This is a genomic window from Malaciobacter pacificus (genome assembly GCF_004214795.1).
GTDB lineage: Bacteria > Campylobacterota > Campylobacteria > Campylobacterales > Arcobacteraceae > Malaciobacter_A > Malaciobacter_A pacificus.
The window spans coordinates 2,590,497-2,611,972 of sequence record NZ_CP035928.1; the positions used below are offsets into that span (position 1 = coordinate 2,590,497).

Here is a 21,476-nt window from a genome sequence, read left to right on the forward strand (position 1 = left end):
TTAAATCCATTTTTTCTTTCTAAAATAAATAAATTGCAATATCACAACAACAACTAAAAATCCACTAAATATATAAAAAGCATTTGGATTCTCAGTCCCTGGAATTCCTCCAACATTTACTCCAAGAAGTCCTGTAAAAAATCCTAAAGGCAAGAAAATTGCAGAAATAATTGATAATAAATACATCTTATTATTCATTTGCTCACTAATTTTATTTACTAACTCTTCTTGAATTAAACTAACCTTATCTTTTATTGTGTCTAACTCTTCAATATACCGAATAAGTTGGTCTGTAATCTCTCTTAATTGAATTCTTTCGTACTCATTTATCCATACTATTTTGTCATGTAATAATTTATACATCGCTTCTTTTTGAGGAGATAAATATCTTCTTAAAGTTAAGGCTTCTCTTCTAATACTTGACATTTCACTTTTTAGTTCAATATTACTAGAGTCCATAACTATCTCTTCTAAAGCATCTGCTCTATCATCAAGTTCTTCAATAGTTCCTTGCATTCTTGTTGTTAACCTATCACTTAATTCTACTAAAAATTCAGATGAAGATTTTGGACCATCATTTCTCTTTAGAAAATCAACTATATCATTAACTGAAAGTAAATCTCTTCTTTTAGTAGTGATTATTAGATTTTCATTTATAAAGATTCTTATTGAAATCATATCTTCAGGATTTGAGTTTGGATTTAAATTCACACCCCTTAAAGCTAAAAGTAATGACTCATTTAAAATTGTTGTTCTAGGTCTAGTTTCAGCTGTTAAAAGTGCTTCAATAGCAATTGGATCAATGCCACTTTTATTTGTAATCCATTGAACTGCCTCATCACTAGAATAATCAAAATGTAACCAAACTAAATTATTTTCAAAATCTATTTCATCTAACTTTTCATAAGATACTTCAACTGCTCCACCTTTTTTATCTAAGATTAAAGCATGCTCTAAACCATTTTTCATACTTGGCCTTTAATTTGTAATACTATATACAATCTCTTTTTTTATTTTTGTCTCTTTTATCTCTTCAACTTTTAGATTTTCTATTTCTAAATTCATAAGTTCATCAATAGTTTTAATAGAATTTTTTGCAAGTTGATTCAATATAATTCCTCTATAAGCCTTAGCCCAGTGACTAACTACCTTACCATCTTTTATAAACTTCATAGTTACATATGGTTGTTTTAATTTATAGAACTTCTCATAAAATCCAGCCCTTAAATCAATAATATCCTCACCCGCTAAATACTCATCCATAATAAATGAAAAGTTATCATTATAAAACTTCTCAATTTTTAAACCATCAAAGCTCTCACCCTGTTTTAATTTATAATCAGGAAGTCCATTATCCCCTGCTCTTAATGGTCCAAAAAGATTTGAGAATATTATCACATTTTCATCAATATAACTCTGTTCTTTTGTATTTAATTCATCATATTTCACATAATCAAAAGCAACCCCATCATATCGCTTGATTACTTTCATTGTATCACTTGAAAATATATCTTTTTTATAGTGATTTATTACATCAGCTTTTTTAGTTCCAAATAGTTTCATAAGTTTTTCATCATCACTATTTAAAATATATTCATTGTATGCTTTTACTATTTCTAATCTTTTGTCAAATAGCTCTGGAAATAAAAAAGATTCTTTTGAAAAACTTTTTTTCTCTCCCCCACTATGTTTTGCTTCACTTGGTGAAAATAATACTATCATATTTATCCTTTAATCAATAAATTTCCCATCTACATATAACCACTTACCATTCTCTTTTAAAAATCTACTTTTTTCAGTAAATGTTGCATCTTGATTTGCTTGCTCTAATATAGCTTTAAATGTCACATAACTCTCTAACTCACCATCTATAAAATCAATAATTTCTAAACCATTAAATGAAGTATTTTCACAAAAATCTAAAATGCCTTTTTTCCAACTTGAAACATCACTTGTAAAATCTTGATTTTGACTATGAGTAGTTGCAATTATATACTCTGCTTTATGTACTGCAAATGCACTATATCTTGATTTCATAAGTTCTAATGCATTTGTTGGCAAAGTACCATCATGAAAAACTTTACAGCATTTTTTATATTTTTTTTGTGAGCCACAAGGACAAGGGTTATTTGGTGGGAATTTCAAAATAAAACCTCATAATATTTTTAGAGATTTTAGCATAAGTGTACTAAAAAGCACTGTAGGCAAAGCCTACAAATACTTATTTTTTAGTTTTTATTAACTCATCTTTTTTAGAATCAATCTTTTTTGTTTTATTTAGTTCTTTAGAAGCTTTTTGTTTTTTATCATCAACTTTTTTAAGCTCTTTTTTCATATCTTTTTTTGATTTCTCAGCTTTAGCTACAGTTTTATTCTTTTTCACATTAGTTACAATAGAATTTCCAAAACCTTTTATGTTCTTTAAATCATCAGCACTATTAATTTTATTTGTTTTTCTATACTTAATAATAGCTTCAGCTTTTTTCTCACCAATTCCTTTTATACTCATTAGCTCCTCTTTTGTAGCTGTTTGTAAATTAATTGATGCAAACAAAAATGACGCACCTAACATCAATATTACAATAACTTTTCTCATCTTAACTCCTTTTAAATAATTTAGTTAATTATACTAAAGTAATATTAAATATTATTTATACAATAGTAAGGAATCTTATCTATTTAATAAAAATCAAATGGTATAATGTTTCATAAATTCGTAAACAAGAGGAATATAATGGAATTAAATCTATCTTTACAATTAATGTCAAATGTAATCTCAATACTTATATGTATTACTATTGTGACTAAATATTTAAAATATAAAAAAAGGCTTGATGTTCTTCAAGGATTAGAAGAACTAAAAGATAAAAATGAATTAACAAATGAAGATTATGACTACATTCAAAGTAATGAAAAAGAGTATAAAGACAAAGCATTAAAATCAGAGGGCTTAATTAAGTTTTTAAACCCAGTATTTATTTTAATCACAGGTATAATTTTTGCTTTTACTCCAATGTCTGAAGCAATGATATATATGAATGTAGTTGTAGTTTCTTATTTATTTATAATATTAGATAACTTAACTTTCGCACCTAAAACCAAGTAGTTTTCCAGTCACATCTCTTAATAGATCGATTATTGCTGTAAAATCCTCATTTCTATTGACAACTTCTTCAATTTTTGCAATCTCATCTAAAATAGCTAAAAATGCTTGCATAGCAATTGCCAAGGTGTGAAGTTCACATTCTAGATCTTTAAACAATCCACCAATTGTTTTAGGTTCATTACTGATACGATTTATATAGCTAACAACATTGTATGTAAAAAATGAGAGTGTTATGCGAGCAATAAGTGCTTCATAAATTCGATTTTCTTCTTTACCAAACCCAAAGTGTTCACGAAGTTCTTTATACCCTTGTTCTATATCCCATCGTCGTTTGTAAATATCGATAATTTCTTCATCACTCAAGTCTAAGTTTGTAGATACAATAGGGATGAGATTCTCTTTGGTTTTTATAAAAACAATTTTTAATTTTCCTGCTTTTTTATGTTCAACTATGACCCCGAAGTATTCAAACTTTATCTTTTTGCCATATTGACCCATCTTAATAGTTTTAAGCTTTTTAAACTTGTTATAGATACCATCAAGAGTTTTTTTCTCCCCTGTGAAGTTCCAGATTCTATCATTGTTTACCATTCTTGAAATAACTTGCAATCCTAGCTCATTCATTGTTTCTATAAACACAGGTTTGGAATACCAACTATCCACAAGCAGATAATCTGCATATATACCACTAGCTACTGCTCTTTTAATCATCTCTATAGCAATTTGTGATTTCCCTTTTAAGCTTTCCAATCTTCGCTTATGTGCATTGGTTCGATGATCAATAATATTTGTAAACTCTTCTATCTTTACCCTTGCATAATTATTCATAGCAATTGCAAAGTCCAACATAAAATTTGAATAACCATCACTATAGTTTAGTGATACAACATTTACACCTCTGATTTTTCTCTTTGCTTTATTGCTCCAAAGGTTGTCACAACTTCCCTCTATATTTTTACCAACTTTATCTTCAACAGTATCATCAAGTATAAGAACTCTTACTAGCTTTGCATCTTGTACTTTATGAAGCAGTGATAAAATCTTTAAAGAACTAAGTGATAATAGTTTTCTCCAGTTGTAGTGAGCATTAGCAAGTAGTCTGTAATAGACATCTTTTTTAAAGCTATCATTACTCTGATCCATAAAAGTTGATATTTTTTTATTCATAACTAGCATATATACAAAGTGTAATACAACCATATGAACAGCAACTCCCTCTTTTTTAGAAAAATTGCTCTTTGTTAAAATCGTTTTCATATTTAATAGTCGCAATGTTTCATAAATTGGATTCTTTAGTTTGTCGTTTATGATGCTTATTATCTTAGATTCTATCTGCATTCTTACCCTTTAATATAATAGATATTATAGCTAAAATGCCTATTTAAGGGCTTTATTGAGAGTTCAAAATAGAAAAATATCATAGAAAAACAACTAAATTATTTTTATGTCAACAAGGATAATATTATTACCTATAGGAGTAATATTTTAGGGAGATTTAGCTACAATTTTAATCAATTTAACGTGCGAAAGTTAAGTTAGATAAAAATCATAAAAAAACTACTTATGAGTTATTAAATGAATTAAATAAGGATTTAGATGGATAATTATAAAAAAGCATACATTGCTGGTGGCTGCTTTTGGGGAATGGAAGACCTTATAAGAAAAAGAGCAGGTATTGTAGATACTCATGTTGGGTATCAAGGTGGAGAGAATAGTCATCCTACTTATCAAAATCATCCGGGTCATGCAGAAAGTGTTGAAATAACTTATGACCCAGAAATTACGTCTTTTAAAGAAATTTTAGACTATTTTTTTAGAATACACAACCCAACAACTGTTGATAGACAAGGTAATGACAAGGGTTCAAGTTATAGATCTACAATTTTTATTCAAAATGAAGAAGAAGAAAAAATAGCCAAAGAGGTAATTGATTTAGTAAATAAATCTGGAAAATGGGAAGATACAGTTGTAACTACGCTAGAACCATTTTCAACTTTTTGGCCAGCTGAAGATTATCATCAAGACTATCTAGTAAAAAACCCTAATGGATACACTTGTCATTTTGAAAGATTTGATTCATTTATATAAAAAGGAAAATTATGGCATTTAATGAACTAAATGAAGAAGAAAAAAGAGTAATTATAAATAAAGGCACAGAAAGAGCCTTTACAGGTAAGTTTTGGGATCACCATGAAAGTGGCATATATACTTGTCGTCAATGTAATGCGGAGCTATTCCCATCAGATACAAAGTTTGATTCAGGAACAGGTTGGCCAAGCTTTGATGATACAGTATCAAATGCAGTAAAAGAGCTTCCTGATGCAGACGGAAGAAGAGTTGAAATAGTTTGTGCAAATTGTGGAGGCCACTTAGGCCATGTATTTAAAGGTGAGGGAATGACTTCTAAAAGTACAAGACATTGTGTAAATTCAATCTCACTAGATTTTAAAGCAAAATAATTATATGTACTCTAAATAAAAGATTAATTGACAATATAGTCTTTTAATCTTTTGTAATCTAATATTGAAATTTTTCCCTTCTCATTTTTTATGATTCCTTCTTGTTTTAATTTAGCAACTTTTCTTGAAAAAGTTTCTGGAGTAATATTTAAAATTTGAGCTATTTTAACTTGTTTTAATGTGCTTAAATTTGATTCATTCTCATATAAGAATTTTGCTATTTTTTCAATACTACTTGAACTAATATTATAATTAATAAAGCCTTCTAATGCTTTGATTTTTTTTGTTAGAGATTTAATAAAGAACATTGAGATTTCAGGTTTTGATAAAAACTCTTCTTTAAACTGTTTGTAGTTAATTAAAATAACTTCAGAAGGAACTTCAAATGAGCAATTTGCAGGGAATTTTGTATCTTCATAATTTACTATTTCAGCAATTAAAGATGGTGCAATTAAATTATGAATTATAACTTCATTTTCTTTATGGTCATGAACATAAAGTTTTGCAATACCTTTTACTAATAAATGTAAATATACAGGTTCATCTCCTTTATAAAAAAGAATTGAATCTTTTTCAAACTTCTTTTTAACACTTATTTGTTTTAATCTATCCAAATCTTCATCATTTAAAAAACTAAATAAATAAAAATCATCAAACTGTATTTTACTCATGTTCTCTCTTTTCTTGATTATTGTCAATACATATTATGTTATTTTATGTAAAAATATTAAAAGTACGATTAAAACAAGATAAAAATTATCTTATTTTTCAAAAAAGGAACTTTGTTATGACAAAACTCAAATTTGAAACAGAAGTAGCAACCCTTAAAAAGTTTTTTGAAACATACTGTTTAGATAAACATACAGACCTTCATTACAAAAAAATATCAGTTATTTATCAAGATACAGAGTTTGATATCTCATTAACTTTATGTAATGAATGTAAGAAAAACATTGACTACTCTTTTGAAAAATTACAAAACTGTCCCCATGAAATAAAACCAAGATGTAGAAAATGTCCTAACCCTTGTTATGAAAAATATGAGTGGAAACAAGTTGCAAAAGTAATGAAATACTCTGCAATAAAATTATCATTAAGTACTATAAAATCAAAAGTATTTAAAATCTTTAATTAAATTACCAACGTATAGGTTCTTTTCTCAGTTTTTTTAATATTTCGTTTGTTTTTGAAAAGTGTTTACATCCAAAAAAACCTCTATAAGAAGATAATGGACTTGGATGAGGAGACGTTAAAATATGATGCTTTGATTCATCAATTAATTTAGTTTTTTTTATAGCTGGTGCACCCCAAAGTATAAATACAATACCTTCACAATTTTCACTAATATACTTAATAATATTATCTGTAAAAACTTCCCAACCTAATTTATGATGAGATTTTGGTTTTGATTCTTCTACTGTTAAAATAGTATTTATAAGTAATACTCCATCTTTTGCCCAAGATGTTAAATCACCATCTTCACAAATTGAAGCTCTTCCTAAATCATCATTTATCTCTTTTAATATATTTACCATTGAAGGAGGGTTTTTTATATTATTTGGTGTTGAAAAAGCTAAACCTTGAGCTTGTCCTACTCCATGATAAGGGTCTTGTCCTAATATAACTACTTTTAGATTATCAAGTTTTGTTAAACTAAAAGCTTTAAAAATATTCTCTTTTGCTGGAAATACTGTAGTAGTTTGATACCTTTTTTCTACTTCATCATGTAGTTTTTTGTAATACTCTTTTTGTTTTTCTAACTCTATTACTTTTTCCCAAGTCATAATATATTCTCCAAATTTTAGGTATAAAAAAAGCTAAGATGAAAACTCATCTTAGCTTTGAATTATAATATCTTTTAGATTATAAAGAAGGTGATTTAATAACCATCATTTTTTGGTTTTGCATTTCATGCATAGAATCAGGAATTCCACCTAATCCAAGTCCAGAAGTTTTAGCACCACCAAATGGCATCCAATCTACTCTAAATGCTGTATGGTCATTTACCATTACTGCTGTTGCATTTAATCTTTTTACTGCTTTTAATGCTACATCAATATTTTTAGTAAATACTGCTGCTTGGAAAGATACATCAAGTTGATTAGCTCTTGTTATTGCTTCATCTAATGTTTTATATGAATATACTACAACTACTGGTCCAAAAATCTCTTTTTGAGAAATAATTGCATCATCAGATGGATTAACAATTACTGTTGGCTCATAACAAGAATCAGAAATTCTCTTACCACCAGTTAAAATTTTTCCACCTTTTTGAACAGCTTCATTTACCCACTCTTCTACTCTATTTACTTCATCATGGTTAATTAGTGGTCCAACTTCTGTTTTAGGATCTAATTGATCACCTACTACAAGATTTTTTGCATAAGTTGCTAATTCATCTGCTAATTTATCAGCAATTGATTCATGAGCAAAAATTCTTTGAACAGATACACAAACTTGACCTGCATGATAGAAACCACCTTTACCTAAATCTGGAACCATAGAAGCGAAATCTGCATCTGGCTCTACAATAACAGGTGCTACTCCACCATGCTCTAATGCACTTCTAGTACCTGGGCTTGATTTAGAATTTAAGTACCAACCAACTGGTCCTGAACCAATAAATGTAAAGAATGCAGTTTTAGGAGATGTTACTAAAAGCTCCCCTCCAGCTCTGTCACAAACTACAGCTTGTGCCCAACCATCAGGAAGACCTGCTTCTTTTAAAAGCTCAACTAATCTAACTGCACTCATTGGAGTCTGAGTTGCTGGTCTTATAATTACTGGACAACCAACAGCAATTGCTGGAATTACTTGGTGAACTGCTAAGTTAAATGGGTGATTAAATGCACTAATTGCTGCTACTACACCAATTGGTTCTTTCATAGTATATGCCATTCTATTTGCAGAACTTGCTGTATGACCCATTGCAATTTCATGACCTTCAATTTGACCAATTTGCTCAATAGCAATTTTTACACCATTAATTGCTCTTTGAATTTCTACTTTAGAGTCCATATAAGGTTTACCACCTTCACTTGCACAAAGAATTGTTAATTCTTCTACTTGTGAAGACATGATTTCCATTAATTTCTCTAAGATTTCTATTCTTTTATATTTAGGAATCCAGTTATCTACATCTAAAAACTTCTCATATGCAGTATCAATTGCTGCTTGAACTCCCTCAACTGTTGTAAAAGGAACTGTTCCAACTACTTTACCATCAAACGGTGATGTTACTTCTATTATACTCATATATTATCTCCTTTTTTTAAAGCATACACTCTTTTTTAGCTAATAAATCATTTAAAATAGCATGATTTAATGAATAATCAACTGCTAAATCAATTAAATGTACACCTTTTGAGTTTACACATTTTTCTAAAGTCTCTTCAAACTCTTCACAAGAAGTTGGTCTATAACCTTTTGCTCCAAATGATTCAGCAAACTTAACAAAATCAGGATTTCCTAAATCAAGTCCAAAGTTATCAAATCCCATACCAGCTTGTTTCCATTTAATCATACCGTATGCGTTGTCATTTAAGATAATTACTGTTAGGTCTAATCCTAATCTAACCGCTGTTTCCATCTCTTGGTCATTCATCATAAATCCACCATCACCACAAACAGCAACAACTTTTTTATCTGGATTTACCATTTTAGCTGCCATTGCTGAAGGAAGTCCAGCACCCATAGTAGCAAGTGCATTATCTAATAATAAAGTATTAGGTTTTGCACATCTATAGTTTCTTGCAAACCAAATTTTATAAACACCATTATCTAATGTTACAATATCTTCATCATCTAAAATTCCTCTAATAGTTCTAACAGCTTTTTGAGGTAAAATTGGGAATCTTGTATCTCCAAAATATTTAGAAAGGTGAGTTCTTACATCTTCTGCAACTCTTAAATAGTAATCAAACTCCCAGTGCTCTTGCTTAGAAATAGCATTTGTCATTTGCTCAATATTTCCAGCGATATCACCAATTAAATCCATTTGAGGGAAATATGTATCATCAACTTCAGATGGGAAGAAGTTTACGTGTAATACTTTTGTAGCTCCCTCTTCATTTTCCATAAAGAATGGTGGCTTTTCAATAACATCATGACCTACATTAATAATTAAGTCTGCTCTATCAATTGCGCAGTGAATAAAATCATCTTTTGATAATGCTGCTGTTGATAAACATAACTTATGATTTTCATCAATTACACCTTTACCCATTTGTGTAGAGAAAAATGGAATTCCAGTTTCATTTACAAAATCAGTTAAAGCGTTACCAATTCTTGTTCTATTAGCTCCTGCACCAATACATAATAATGGTCTTTTTGCTTTTTCAATCATTTTAATTGCATCTAAAACTGCTTCTTTAGTAGCTCTTGGATATTTAAATGTTTTTACAGGATAGATATTATCATCACATCCCTCTTCAGCTGAAATATCTTCAGGGAACTCAATATGAACTGCTCCTGGTCTTTCAGTTGTTGCAATTTTAAATGCTTCTCTAATCATAGCTGGTGAATTGTTACCATTTACTACAACTTTTGCATATTTAGTCATTGGCTTCATCATTCCAACAACATCAATAATTTGAAATCTACCTTGCTTTGATTTCTTAATTGGTTTTTGACCCGTAATCATAAGCATTGGCATACCACCAAGTTGAGCATAAGCTGCTGCTGTTGCAAAGTTAGTTGCACCAGGCCCTAATGTTGAAATACATACTCCAACTTTTCCAGTTAATCTTCCATAAGTAGCAGCCATAAAACCTGCACCTTGCTCATGTCTTGTTAAAATTAATTTAATTTGTTTTGATTTTCTAAGAGCTTCTAGTAAATCTAGATTTTCTTCTCCTGGAATTCCAAAAATATATTCAACACCTTCATTTTCTAATGCTTTTACAAATAAATCTGATGCATTCATCGTTATCTCCATTTTTTGACTTTTTTGATAATCATACTCACTATCTATTGAAATTATCTAAAAATTTTCTTAATTTATTATATATTTTTAATAACTGTGATAATTTAACACAGAAAAAAAATTATATTCCAATACTGCTTAATATTGTAACTTTTTGGATAACTATTTATATTATATTAATTATACTTTTTATAATATAGATTAATTTTATAAAAGGCTTTATATGAAAAAAACTGTTTTTATCATTGCTTTAGCAATTATATTACCTTTGGTCTATTTAATCATTAACAATTACAATAACATTCCCAAGTTAGATGAAAATGTAAAAGAAAAATGGTCACAAGTTCAAAATCAGTATAAAAGAAGAGCTGATTTAATTCCAAATCTAGTTGCAACAGTTAAAGGTTATGCAGAACATGAAAAAAGTACTTTCACAGAAGTTACAGAAGCTAGAAGTAAAGTTTCTCAAATAAATGTTAATGCAGATACTTTGAATAACCCTGCAATGTTACAACAATTTGCAAATGCCCAAAGTGGTTTATCAAGTGCTTTATCAAAACTTATGTTGGTTGTTGAAAGATATCCTGATTTAAAAGCAAATGAAAACTTTAAAGCTTTACAATCACAACTTGAAGGAACAGAAAATAGAATTACAATAGCTAGAAAAGATTTTATTGAAGCAGTTAAACAATACAACTTAGAGTTAAGAACAATGCCAGGAAAACTTGTAGCAGCTATAGTTCATCCAAGTGCACAAATTAGAGAAACATTTAAAGCTAGTGTTACAGAACAAGAGGCTCCTAAGGTACAATTTTAATGAAAATAAAACAAAAAGATAAAGAACTAATCTCAAAAGAGATTGAGAATCTTGAAAAATATAGTTCAGCAGAATTAGTAGCTGTTGTTACAAAAAGAAGTAGTGATTATAAATATGCAATTTCGTTAATAAATATATTTGTTCTATTTTCTATATCTTTTTTATTAATCTTCTTTACACAAAAAGAAGCTTCAGAGTTATTACAAATACAACTTTTAATATTTGTTGGAATTAGTCTATTTTTTGAAAAGTTTAATAATTTTGTAGTAAAGCTTCTACCTAAAACATACAAATATAATAAAGCTTCAAAAAATGCTCATAAACAGTTTTACAATCTTGGATTAAATAGAACCAAAACTCGACAAGGGATTATGTTTTTTGTTAGTTATGATGAAAAATATGTAGAAATCATAGCAGATAAAGAGATAAGTAAAAAGATTGATGATGAATATTGGCAAGTAATTGTAAAAGAATTTATAAAAGATGTAAAAAACAATAACTTATCAAATGGATATGTAAAAGCTATAAAAAGTTGTAGTGAAATTTTAGTAAAAAATTTTCCTATACAAACAGATGATGAAAATGAACTTTCAAATGAAGTAATTGAGCTAAAACCATGAAAAAGTTAATACTATTAACTTTACTATTTTTAAACTTTTTAAATGCAAATATAACTCAATACTTTCCTCCATTAGAAGGAAGAATTATTGACCAAGCTCATCTTTTATCTAATAGTTCTCAAACTAAATTAACTGAAATTTTAAAGAATCATGAAGAAGAAACTTCAAACCAAATTGTGGTAGTAATCTTAAATACTTTAAATGGATATGAAATAGCTGATTATTCTTATCAGCTTGGTAGATTTTGGGGTATTGGTCAAAAAAGTAAAGATAATGGTGTTTTATTAGTAATTGCCATGGATGAAAAAAAACTAAGAATAGAAGTTGGTTATGGACTAGAAGGTGCGCTAACAGATAAAACTTCATATGAAATTATAAATTATACAATAAAACCAAACTTCAAAAACAATAACTATGAAAAAGGTATATTCAAAGCTGTTGATGAAATTATCCAAGCTATAAAAGGTGAATATACTCCAAAAATCAAAAACGATAGAAAAAATATGAATTTTGATTCTTTTTTTGCATTTTTATATTTTGGAATTATTTTTGTTTCTATGATAGCAAGTTCTATTTCAAGAAAATTAAAAAGCCAAAAACTTTATAAAATATCAAAAGCATCTATTCTTTCATCATTCTTTGGTTTCTTTACCTTTGCTATAGCTTCAGGGTTTACTTCATTTTACTTATATTTAGCTATTGCCATCACAATTTTAGTATTTATATTTAATTATTTAACTGCAAGAGATGTAAATTTTGATAAACTTGCAAAATATGACTCCAACTCTTCTTCAAATAGTGGAAGTTGGGGCGGAACAACAGGAGGCTTTGGCTCAGGAAGATTCAGCAGTGGTGGTGGATTTTCTGGTGGAGGCGGAGGCTTCGGTGGAGGAGGTGCCAGTGGTGGCTGGTAAAAAAACAATTATATTTGATTTAGATGGTACACTTATAGATTCGCTTGAAGATATTGCTGTGTGTATGAACAAAGTTTTAGAAGAGTTAAATATTCCAACTCACAAAATAGAAGATTACAAATATTTTGTTGGTGGAGGAATTTCTGTTTTAGTTGAAAATGCTCTAAAGGGGCATAGTGAAGATATAAAAGAAGAAGTTACAAATAGATTTAAAGTAATCTATGATCAAAAACTTCACTCAAAAACAAAACCATATGATGGTATTTATGAATTACTAGATGAGTTAGAAAAACTTAATTGTAATTTAGCAATTTTATCAAATAAACCTCATGAATTCACTATTCAATATAAAGATACATTATTTAAAAATTATAGTTTTAAAGAGATTCATGGACAAAAAAAAGAAGTCCCTAAAAAACCTAATCCAATTGCAGCGATTAATATTGCAAAAAGCTTTGATGTTCCATGTGAAGAGATATATTTTATTGGAGATACAATGGTAGATATGCAAACAGCAAAAAATGCTGGTATGATTGCAATAGGAGTTTTATGGGGTTTTAGAGATGAAAAAGAATTAAAAGAAAATGGTGCAGATTTTTTAGTAAATCATCCCCTTGATATATTAGACATAATAAAGAAGTAAAAATACTTCTTTATTCATTTTTTTCATAACCCATAGCTCTTAATAAATCCACAGGACTTGAATCAATAGATTCAGCAACTTCTTTAAACTTATCATTTTTTGATGCTTTAATTCCTATAACTTCCAAATCTTGAATAAACTCTTCTACAGGAACTCCTAAAGTTGAGGCTACATCTTCTACAGATTTTTTGCCCATCCCAGTTAATGGAATATGTTTTTTTGTTGAGTTTTTTTGTTTTTGTAATATTTCAAATAGTTTATTTGGGCTGATGTCATTATTTTTCGCAATTTGAGATAATGATTGTTCCAACTTATATGATATGTTGTTTATTTGAAGTATTCCTTCTATTTCCTCTTCTTGATAATCCATTTTTAAAATAAACTCTTCAAGTGAAGATAATTCTGCATGAGAGTACGGGGCAGTAGAAGTTTGTTTTTCCCATGAGTTTTTAATTCCATCTCCAAAGTCAATAAAAGTTGAAAAAGGTGCTACTTGATAAATAGTTCCAATTAAAAAAACAACTACTAAAGTTGCTGCAACTATCATCTCTTTTGTAAATAATACAAACTCTCTAGCTTGGTTTTTCATATAACTAACTATAGGTTTTAAATTATAAAAAATATGTAAAATAGTTGCTACTATAAATAGCACCATGAAAGTTGTGTGAATATCAGCAATTAGACTCTTTGACATTCCAAATATCTGCCAATTTGTCCAGTTTGCTACTCTTCCTGGAGGAGTGATAAATAGTAAAATACCAGTAAAAGACATTACTAAAACTGCTAAAAGCATAGTTAATGAAGTGATTTTTTTAAGACTCATAATTGCCTCCTTTTATTAGTAAATTATAACATATATTCATAATAAAATATTAATTAAAATTATCTTCTTCTTTTGATATAATTACTCAAAGGATACCCATGGATAATAAATATAAACCAATAGCTTGTCAATTCTATGACGAGTTAGAATCACTTGCAGTTAAAAAAGTAAAATCGAAAATCGTATATAGTGAAGACAATATTCAAAAAGAGATTGAAGATTTTATAGTAGATTTTAAAACTCTAAATAAAGAAGAGTTTATGATTTTACAAAATGGTTTACAAATTAGACTTGATAAAGTCTTAAGTGTAAATGGAAAAGAATTTAAAAAATAGTTAATTTTATAAATTTTTTATTTAAATAGGACAAATTTAATCTTCTTTAAAGGTTGTATGTGCAATAGTTGCATATGCAATTAAAGGATTGAAAATGGAAAACAAATTACTTAAGTCTATAGGCTTTAATGTTAATCTTACTGCAAACTTACTTAATAGCTCAATTAATCAAATATTACATAAATATTCAATAGCCATAGAGCAAAGAGTTTTACTAGAAATAATAAAATATGAAGACCAAGTAAATCAAACTAGAATTGCACAAATACTAAGAAAAGATAAAACAACTATAAGTAGGACACTTAAAACACTAGAAAATAAAGGCTATATTTCTAAATATAGTATTGATAAAAGAACAAATGTAATTAACTTAACACCTTTAGGGGAAGAAATTTTAGAACAAACTGAAAAAGAAGTAAAAATTTTTAGGGATAAAATTTCTTCAAAATTATCAAATCAAGAAATAGAACAACTTTTTACAACCCTAGATAAAGTAGTCTATGCACTAAGCGAGTAAATTATGAAAAAATCTGCAGGGCACATATATTTAATTATTTTATTAGCTGTACTATCATCTGTTGCACCTATGGGAATTGATACTTATATCCCTTCAATTCCTGATATTGCTAGTGCACTACACGTTGGGATTGAAAAAATCGAACTAACTCTATCAATATTTTTAATAGGTTTTTCAATTGGACAAATTTTTGGTGGTCCAATTTCAGATAGATATGGAAGAAGAAAAAGTTCAATCGCTGGATTATTGGGATATTCATTATTTAGTTTATTAATTATTATTAGCTCAAATATTTATGAACTTTGGGCTTACAGATTCTTTGAAGCCTTCTTTGGTGGTATTGTTGTAGTAAATGCAGCTGCTGCTGTTAGAGACAGATTTCATGGAGAAGAAGCTGCAAAAATATTTGCACTTATAGGTACAATTAGAAGTTTAGCGCCACTTATAGCACCAGCTTTAGGGGCATTTATAATTCACTTTTTTTCATGGGAAGCGGTATTTATATTTTTAACAGTTTATTCGCTTATTATCGCCCTATGGGTTTACAAAGACTTAGAAGAAAGTTTTACATACGTAAAGCAAGATGTTATAAAATCATTTAAATCAGTATTAACACATAAAAAAGCTATTAAAGCTATGTTAACACTTGCTTTAGGGTTCTCTGGATTTTTTATATATATTTCAAAATCATCTTTTATATTCATAGAACACTTTAAAATTTCAACAGATTTATTCCCTTTCTTTTTTGGATTTAATTTTCTTATTCTTATTGCAATGATTAGAGTAAATATAGTAATGCTTAGAAAATATACTCAATTACAATTAATCAAATTTGCTATTACTATTCAGATAATATCAGGGGCTTTAATGATTGTAAATTATGAAGGAAGTTCACTTATTATAACTATGGCTTTAATGGCAAGTTATATGAGTATGATGGCATTTATTTTTGGTAATTGTATGGCATTAGCTTTAGAACACTTCTCTAAAAATGCAGGAGTTGCTTCTAGTGTAGTTGGTGTTTTACAATTTGGATTAGGTGCTTTGATATCATCAATTGCCCTAAGTTTTCACAATAATACTTTTTTACCTATTGGTATAAGCATTACTGTAATTTCTTTAGTTTCATTTTTTATTATTAGAACATACAAATAACTATTTAGAAACTATAAGGATTTTAAATTATGAGAAAAACTATTAATCATATTTATTTAATTATTTTATTGGCATTACTAAGCTCAGTTGCACCAATTGCCACTGATACGTATATACCTTCAATTCCTGATATGGCAGATTTTTTTAATGTAAATATAGAAAAAGTTGAATTAACTTTATCAATCTTTTTAATTGGATTTGCAATTGGACAAATTTTTGGTGGTCCAATTTCAGATAGAATTGGAAGAAGAAAAAGTTCAATTATTGGACTTTTAGGTTTTGCATTTTTTAGTTTTGTAATGATTTTTAGTACAGATGTTTATCATCTTTGGATATTTAGATTTATTGAAGCTTTCTTTGGTGGATTAGTTATTGTAAATGCAAATGCAGTTTTAAGAGATAAATTCCAAGGGAAAGAAGCAGCAAAAGTTTTATCTTTAATGGGTACAATTGGTGGACTTGCACCATTACTTGCACCAGCTATTGGAGCATTTATTATTCACTTCTTTTCTTGGAAAGCAGTTTTTCTTTTTTTAACAATTTACTCTTTAGTCATTGCATTTTTAATATTTAAAGACCTTGAAGAGAGTTATACTTATGTAAAACAAAGTATTTATGAATCATACAAAACTGTTCTAAGTAATAAAACAGCTATGAAAGCAATGCTTACTTTAGCATTATCCTTTTCAGGATTTTTTATATTTATTACTAAATCATCCTTTATATTAATTGATTATTATAATGTTTCAACAGATCACTTCCCTTTCTTCTTTGGGGTAAACTTCATTTTATTAATTGGAATGGTAAGGGTAAATTTATGGCTTCTTAAAAAATATGAAGCCCTCACTTTAGCTAAAGTTGGAATAATAATTCAAATTATTCTAGGTATAATATGGATATTAACAGCTAATACAGATAATATCGCTATTACAATGATTTTAATGGCGGGATATATGAGTATGTTAGCTTTTGTATTAGGTAATTGTATGGCACTTGCATTAGAACATTTTAAAAAAAATGCAGGTTTAGCCTCAGGAGTAATTGGTGTATTACAGTTTGGCTTAGGTTCTATTGTTTCTTCAATAGTTCTACTATTTAATAGCACGACATTACTTCCAATAGGTATAGCAATTACAATAATACCCATTATTTCATATTTTATTATTAGAACATACAAATAGGAGCACATATGGAGCGATTAGACTTAACGTTTACTTGGATTGGAATTGCAACTTTAGCAATTTTTGTTGTGGGATATTATTTTATTGCAAATGAAGAAAAATATCATATAGATAAATCTGTTCCAGCATTATTTATAGGTATTTTCACTTTTCTACTAATCTCAGTTTATTACTATATTAATGATTTAGATATAAAAATGGTGCATGATGAAGCTGAAGCTGTAATATTGGAAATAGCAGAGATAGTTTTCTTCTTATTTGTAGCTATGACATATATTGAATCATTAATTCACATGGGAGTATTTGATAGATTAAAACATAATCTAATAACTAAAGGTTATACATATAGAAAACTTTTTTGGGTTACTGGATTTTTAGCATTCTTTATTTCTCCAATTGTAGATAACCTAACAACTGCTTTAATTTTGTCAACTGTTTTAATTACTATTGACAAATCTAATAAAGAGTTTTTGGTGCCAAGTGCTATTAATATTGTCGTTGCAGCAAATGCAGGTGGTGCATGGTCACCTTTTGGGGATATTACGACATTGATGGCTTGGACAGCAGGTAAAGGTAATTTTATAGATTTCATTTTCCTTTTTCCTTCTTCAATTTTAGGATATTTAATAACAGCCTTTTTATTATCAAGATTCGTTCCAAATGAAAAACCTAACGTTAATAAAGATGAAAAAGAACCAAAAATGAAAGAAGGAGCTTGGATGATTATAGCTCTAGGTATTATAACTATTATTTGTGCAGTACTTTCTCACCAAGTACTAGATTTCCCTGCAATGTGGGGTATGATGTTTGGATTAGTTTTATTAAAAATTTATTCATTTAGACTTACTAAAATATTTGGTGAAGGACACTTTAATGTTTTTGCTTCAATGGCAAAAATTGAGAATAATACACTTCTATTCTTCTTTGGTATTTTAGCTGCCGTTGGGGCCTTATATTTTGTGGGTTGGTTAACACTTGCTTCAGTTGTATATGAACCTCAATACCTTGGTAGTACTTATGCAAATATTGGTGTTGGTTTTTTATCAGCTATTGTTGATAATGTTCCAGTAATGAGTGCCATTTTAAAAGCAAACCCTGATATGGATTTATCAAATTGGATGTTAGTTTGTTTAACTGCTGGTATTGGTGGTAGTTTAATCTCTTTTGGTAGTGCTGCTGGTGTTGGTGTTATGGGTAAGTTAAAAGGTATTTATACTTTTAGTTCGCATATGAAATATGCTTGGACAATTTTAATAGGATATTTTGTTTCAATTGGAATTTGGTATGTTCAATTTGAAATTTTAGGATTTAATTAAGAAGTTTAGGAAAATCCCTAAACTTTTTATACATTAAGTTCGAAGAATTCCTCTTCTACTTTTTCATATTTTGCAACAGAACAAGAAATTCTAATAGCATTTTCATAATCTTTAAATTCTTGAATAAATAGTTTTTGTAATTTTTCTACCTCAACAGCTCTAAAAATAAAGTAACCTAAAATATTGTTACCTCTTGAACCTTTATTTTCAATTCCAAAACTATCAAATTTCCAATCTACACCTTTTGAAAAAAAGAAAACTTCTCTTAATCTATTTTCTAACTCTTCTCTAACTTGATTATTATATGCTTTTAAATGAATATAAAAAGCAACATTAGTATTAAATGCTGATTGTACTAGTTTTTTTTGATCTTCTGTTTTTGCTTCTTTTAAAATTTCAGTGCTTTTCATTATAAATTCCCAATTTTTTTCGCAATTATATAAAAGTTTTTTGAAATAAAGCTTGTAAAAATAAGTTAATCCTCAAAAAACACTTCAGATTTTACAGTTTCAGCCATACTTATATAATCAATTTTTTTATTTGATTTTTCAACTAACCATTTATTTATATATTCACTACCATTATACATATTACTTTGTTTTTTTACATCAAATAATCTATAGCTCGTATCATTTCCCACATAAGCTTGATAAGCCCAATTCCCATAGTTTGAAGCGGGGTTATAATCAACTAAAAAACTTTCAAAAAAAGCAGCCCCAACTCTCCAATCAAGTCCTAAGTTTTTTACAAAATAACTTGCAACTATTTGTCTATTTCTATTACTAAGCCAGCCAGTACTTCTAAGTTCATTTATACTTGAATCAATCAAGTCAAGTCCTGTATTTGCACTAAAAAAGTCTCTAAATAGTTTTTTATCTTCTCTAAAATTATATTTCTTATCTTTTATTCCTGATTTTAGAAAAAGTTTATTTTGACTATATTTCATAACAAGATGAAAAAAATCTCTCCATAGTAACTCAAAATATATCCAATATGAAGACTCACTCTCATAAGTTATCTTTTCTTGCTTTTTTATTTCATGATATATTCTTCTAGGGCTAATACACCCCATCGCTAAATATGGTGAAAATTTTGTTGAATTTTCAAAGCCACTCATTTCATTTCTTGTAGTTTTATATTCATGTATTTTTGGTAAATAGTTTTGTAATTGCTTTAAGGCTTCAGTCTCTCCACCTTTAAACACTATTGCATGAGGGTTTTCTATTTTTATATTTGGGATTTGAATATCTAGTGTCTCAAACTCTACACTTTTTTTTGTCTCTATTTTGCCAAGGGGTTCTTTTATCTCTTGCTTTTCAGCTTTTTTTCTAAAATGAGAAAAACTCTTTTTATAATCAAACTCAAATGGAGTAATCATAGTTTGAGTAAAGTATGATTTGTAATTATATTGTTTTAATATATTCTCAAATTCTAACTCTTCACTTCCTACTTCCTTATCAAAATAGATAGTTATATCATACTTACTATCTAAGAGTTTTAAAGCTTCGCTAATACTGTTTACCACACTCAGGTTTATTCCATAGTAACTAAGGTTTTCTTTTAAATTAAGAAGTGATTCTTTTATAAACTTTTCCCTAAATACATCACACTTTTTAAAGTTATATATTTCACCTTGTAAGTTTTCTAAACTATAAAGTCCAAGTACATATTCACTATCTTTACAAGCATTGTATAAAGGATAGTTATCATCAATTCTAAGGTTGTTTCTAAATACTATTATTGAAAGTTTCATGTTTAAATTTTAACTAGTTACTTAAAAGCTTCGTAGCTTATTAATGTTATTATAAATAAAAAATATATATTGGTAATAAGATGAATACAAATGATTTAATGAACACAGCCCTAAAACTAGCAAACTTAGAAGAGATGCCTTATGATACAAACATCATAGTAGAAGGTGAAAACATAAAAAAAGTACTTATAGGTATTGATATGGAAACACCTGAGCTACTTCTAGCAAAAGAGCTTGGATATGACTGCGTAGTATCGCATCACCCAAAAGCAGACTCGTGTGTAGTTGATTTTGCAAAGGTTATGGATGTACAAATAGATAGAATGGTAGCAAGTGGAGTTCCTATAAATAAAGCACAAAAGGCTCTTAGAAAAAGACAAGCAAGTGTAGACTTAGGAGGTCACGCTTCAAACTACGATAGAGTTAGTTCAGCTGCAAGACTTATGAATATGCCATACCTAAATATCCATATACCAGCAGATTTTATCACTGAAAAAATAGTACAAACAAGACTAAATAAAGCCTTTAATAATAAACCAAAAACAAAACTAAAAGATATCATAGAAGAGTTAAACTCTTGGGAATACTATATAGGAAAAGTTGCTCAACCAGTTATTAGAGTGGGTTCAAGTGAAGACTACGCAGGTAAAATTGAAGTGCTTATGGCAGGTGGAACAAATGGTGGTGTTGATGTATATAAGTCATACTTTGAAGCAGGAGTTGGCACAATCATAGCTATGCACGTACCAGAAGATGTAAAAAAAGCCGTTCAAGAACAAAATATAGGAAATATAATAATAGCACCACATATGCCAAGTGATAGTATAGGACTACTAGAAATTGTAAAAGCTTGGAGAGAAAAAGGTGTTGAAGTAACTTGTATGAGTGGGATTGTAGAATAAGTTTAAAGTAA

At 28.4% G+C, this 21,476-nt stretch carries 26 protein-coding genes; 14 read left to right on the forward strand and 12 right to left on the reverse strand.

The features are described from left to right. From APAC_RS12855 to APAC_RS12870, 4 genes are all read right to left on the reverse strand, one after another. Positions 1 to 969 carry a zinc transporter ZntB gene (locus APAC_RS12855; protein WP_130234485.1) on the reverse strand — a complete coding sequence of 323 codons (969 nt, stop codon included), beginning with the start codon at positions 967 to 969 and terminating at the stop codon, positions 1 to 3. A 9-nt stretch (positions 970 to 978) separates the two neighbouring features. Continuing rightward, the gene (locus APAC_RS12860; protein ID WP_130234486.1) at positions 979 to 1,722 is read right to left on the reverse strand and encodes a YaaA family protein; all 744 of its coding nucleotides are present in this window, start codon (positions 1,720 to 1,722) and stop codon (positions 979 to 981) included. A 9-nt stretch (positions 1,723 to 1,731) separates the two neighbouring features. Further along, on the reverse strand, positions 1,732 to 2,145 hold the full coding sequence (locus APAC_RS12865; RefSeq protein WP_130234487.1) for a YchJ family protein: 414 nt from the start codon (positions 2,143 to 2,145) through the stop codon (positions 1,732 to 1,734). Positions 2,146 to 2,221: 76 nt separating this feature from the next. Beyond that, positions 2,222 to 2,596, reverse strand: coding sequence for a ComEA family DNA-binding protein (locus tag APAC_RS12870; protein WP_130234488.1), 375 nt, complete (start codon positions 2,594 to 2,596; stop codon positions 2,222 to 2,224). A 138-nt stretch (positions 2,597 to 2,734) separates the two neighbouring features. Here APAC_RS12870 and APAC_RS12875 point away from each other — a divergent pair, with 138 nt between their 5' ends. Further along, complete coding sequence (locus APAC_RS12875; RefSeq protein ID WP_130234489.1) at positions 2,735 to 3,106, forward strand: hypothetical protein; 372 nt, start codon at positions 2,735 to 2,737, stop codon at positions 3,104 to 3,106. Here APAC_RS12875 and APAC_RS12880 read toward each other — a convergent pair. Next, on the reverse strand, positions 3,080 to 4,444 hold the full coding sequence (locus tag APAC_RS12880) for an IS4 family transposase (RefSeq protein ID WP_024774758.1): 1,365 nt from the start codon (positions 4,442 to 4,444) through the stop codon (positions 3,080 to 3,082). The two genes, APAC_RS12875 and APAC_RS12880, sit on opposite strands and share 27 nt — an antisense overlap. 258 nt (positions 4,445 to 4,702) lie before the next feature. On the opposite strand from APAC_RS12880, the gene msrA reads away from it, so the two are divergent. Next, complete coding sequence (msrA, locus tag APAC_RS12885; RefSeq protein ID WP_130234490.1) at positions 4,703 to 5,194, forward strand: peptide-methionine (S)-S-oxide reductase MsrA; 492 nt, start codon at positions 4,703 to 4,705, stop codon at positions 5,192 to 5,194. Between the two features lie 11 nt (positions 5,195 to 5,205). Beyond that, complete coding sequence (locus APAC_RS12890; RefSeq protein WP_130234491.1) at positions 5,206 to 5,565, forward strand: methionine-R-sulfoxide reductase; 360 nt, start codon at positions 5,206 to 5,208, stop codon at positions 5,563 to 5,565. 23 nt (positions 5,566 to 5,588) lie between these two features. Here APAC_RS12890 and APAC_RS12895 read toward each other — a convergent pair whose 3' ends face one another. After that, the gene (locus APAC_RS12895) at positions 5,589 to 6,236 is read right to left on the reverse strand and encodes a Crp/Fnr family transcriptional regulator (protein WP_130234492.1); all 648 of its coding nucleotides are present in this window, start codon (positions 6,234 to 6,236) and stop codon (positions 5,589 to 5,591) included. 116 nt (positions 6,237 to 6,352) lie between these two features. Here APAC_RS12895 and APAC_RS12900 point away from each other — a divergent pair, with 116 nt between their 5' ends. Then, complete coding sequence (locus APAC_RS12900) at positions 6,353 to 6,700, forward strand: nitrous oxide-stimulated promoter family protein (protein WP_130234493.1); 348 nt, start codon at positions 6,353 to 6,355, stop codon at positions 6,698 to 6,700. 1 nt (position 6,701) lies between these two features. On the opposite strand, the gene ung is transcribed toward APAC_RS12900, so the two are convergent. The 3 genes from ung to APAC_RS12915 form a co-directional block, all read right to left on the reverse strand. Further along, a complete protein-coding gene (gene ung, locus APAC_RS12905; protein ID WP_130234494.1) occupies positions 6,702 to 7,349 on the reverse strand; it encodes a uracil-DNA glycosylase in 648 nt (215 codons plus the stop codon). 79 nt (positions 7,350 to 7,428) lie between these two features. After that, the gene (locus APAC_RS12910) at positions 7,429 to 8,820 is read right to left on the reverse strand and encodes an aldehyde dehydrogenase family protein (protein WP_130234495.1); all 1,392 of its coding nucleotides are present in this window, start codon (positions 8,818 to 8,820) and stop codon (positions 7,429 to 7,431) included. Between the two features lie 16 nt (positions 8,821 to 8,836). Beyond that, on the reverse strand, positions 8,837 to 10,489 hold the full coding sequence (locus APAC_RS12915; protein ID WP_130234496.1) for an acetolactate synthase large subunit: 1,653 nt from the start codon (positions 10,487 to 10,489) through the stop codon (positions 8,837 to 8,839). A 223-nt stretch (positions 10,490 to 10,712) separates the two neighbouring features. Between APAC_RS12915 and APAC_RS12920 the strand changes: the two genes are divergently transcribed. Genes APAC_RS12920 through APAC_RS12935 form a run of 4 tightly spaced genes read left to right on the forward strand, consistent with a single transcriptional unit; the run spans position 10,713 to position 13,483 of the window. After that, positions 10,713 to 11,306 (forward strand): LemA family protein, encoded by a 594-nt coding sequence (locus tag APAC_RS12920; RefSeq protein ID WP_130234497.1) that lies wholly within the window; start codon positions 10,713 to 10,715, stop codon positions 11,304 to 11,306. Beyond that, entirely contained in the window at positions 11,306 to 11,926 is a 621-nt protein-coding gene (locus APAC_RS12925) for a TPM domain-containing protein (protein ID WP_130234498.1), read from the forward strand. The genes APAC_RS12920 and APAC_RS12925 overlap by 1 nt, the downstream gene beginning before the upstream one ends. Next, on the forward strand, positions 11,923 to 12,840 hold the full coding sequence (locus tag APAC_RS12930) for a TPM domain-containing protein (RefSeq protein ID WP_130234499.1): 918 nt from the start codon (positions 11,923 to 11,925) through the stop codon (positions 12,838 to 12,840). The genes APAC_RS12925 and APAC_RS12930 overlap by 4 nt, the downstream gene beginning before the upstream one ends. Beyond that, positions 12,830 to 13,483, forward strand: a complete 654-nt coding sequence (locus APAC_RS12935; RefSeq protein WP_228255924.1) for an HAD family hydrolase — start codon at positions 12,830 to 12,832, stop codon at positions 13,481 to 13,483. Before APAC_RS12930 ends, APAC_RS12935 begins: the two co-directional genes overlap by 11 nt. Before the next feature lie 10 nt (positions 13,484 to 13,493). Here APAC_RS12935 and APAC_RS12940 read toward each other — a convergent pair whose 3' ends face one another. Next, positions 13,494 to 14,306: a DUF4405 domain-containing protein gene (locus APAC_RS12940; protein ID WP_130234501.1), complete on the reverse strand. Its 813-nt coding sequence runs from the start codon at positions 14,304 to 14,306 to the stop codon at positions 13,494 to 13,496. A 98-nt stretch (positions 14,307 to 14,404) separates the two neighbouring features. Between APAC_RS12940 and APAC_RS12945 the strand changes: the two genes are divergently transcribed. The 5 genes from APAC_RS12945 to nhaD all read left to right on the forward strand — a co-directional run bounded on the left by APAC_RS12945 (position 14,405) and on the right by nhaD (position 18,810). After that, positions 14,405 to 14,641, forward strand: a complete 237-nt coding sequence (locus APAC_RS12945) for a hypothetical protein (protein WP_130234502.1) — start codon at positions 14,405 to 14,407, stop codon at positions 14,639 to 14,641. A 94-nt stretch (positions 14,642 to 14,735) separates the two neighbouring features. Further along, positions 14,736 to 15,158, forward strand: coding sequence for a MarR family winged helix-turn-helix transcriptional regulator (locus APAC_RS12950; protein WP_130234503.1), 423 nt, complete (start codon positions 14,736 to 14,738; stop codon positions 15,156 to 15,158). A gap of 3 nt (positions 15,159 to 15,161) precedes the next feature. Beyond that, a complete protein-coding gene (locus tag APAC_RS12955; protein ID WP_130234504.1) occupies positions 15,162 to 16,313 on the forward strand; it encodes a multidrug effflux MFS transporter in 1,152 nt (383 codons plus the stop codon). Between the two features lie 29 nt (positions 16,314 to 16,342). After that, a complete protein-coding gene (locus APAC_RS12960; protein ID WP_130234505.1) occupies positions 16,343 to 17,494 on the forward strand; it encodes a multidrug effflux MFS transporter in 1,152 nt (383 codons plus the stop codon). 8 nt (positions 17,495 to 17,502) lie between these two features. Next, positions 17,503 to 18,810: a sodium:proton antiporter NhaD gene (gene nhaD, locus APAC_RS12965; protein WP_130234506.1), complete on the forward strand. Its 1,308-nt coding sequence runs from the start codon at positions 17,503 to 17,505 to the stop codon at positions 18,808 to 18,810. 26 nt (positions 18,811 to 18,836) lie between these two features. On the opposite strand, the gene APAC_RS12970 is transcribed toward nhaD, so the two are convergent. Then, the gene (locus APAC_RS12970; RefSeq protein WP_130234507.1) at positions 18,837 to 19,220 is read right to left on the reverse strand and encodes a hypothetical protein; all 384 of its coding nucleotides are present in this window, start codon (positions 19,218 to 19,220) and stop codon (positions 18,837 to 18,839) included. Between the two features lie 65 nt (positions 19,221 to 19,285). Then, positions 19,286 to 20,563, reverse strand: a complete 1,278-nt coding sequence (locus APAC_RS12975; RefSeq protein WP_130234508.1) for a DASH family cryptochrome — start codon at positions 20,561 to 20,563, stop codon at positions 19,286 to 19,288. Positions 20,564 to 20,643: 80 nt separating this feature from the next. Between APAC_RS12975 and APAC_RS12980 the strand changes: the two genes are divergently transcribed. Next, on the forward strand, positions 20,644 to 21,465 hold the full coding sequence (locus APAC_RS12980; RefSeq protein WP_130234509.1) for a hypothetical protein: 822 nt from the start codon (positions 20,644 to 20,646) through the stop codon (positions 21,463 to 21,465). Positions 21,466 to 21,476 lie beyond the last annotated feature (11 nt).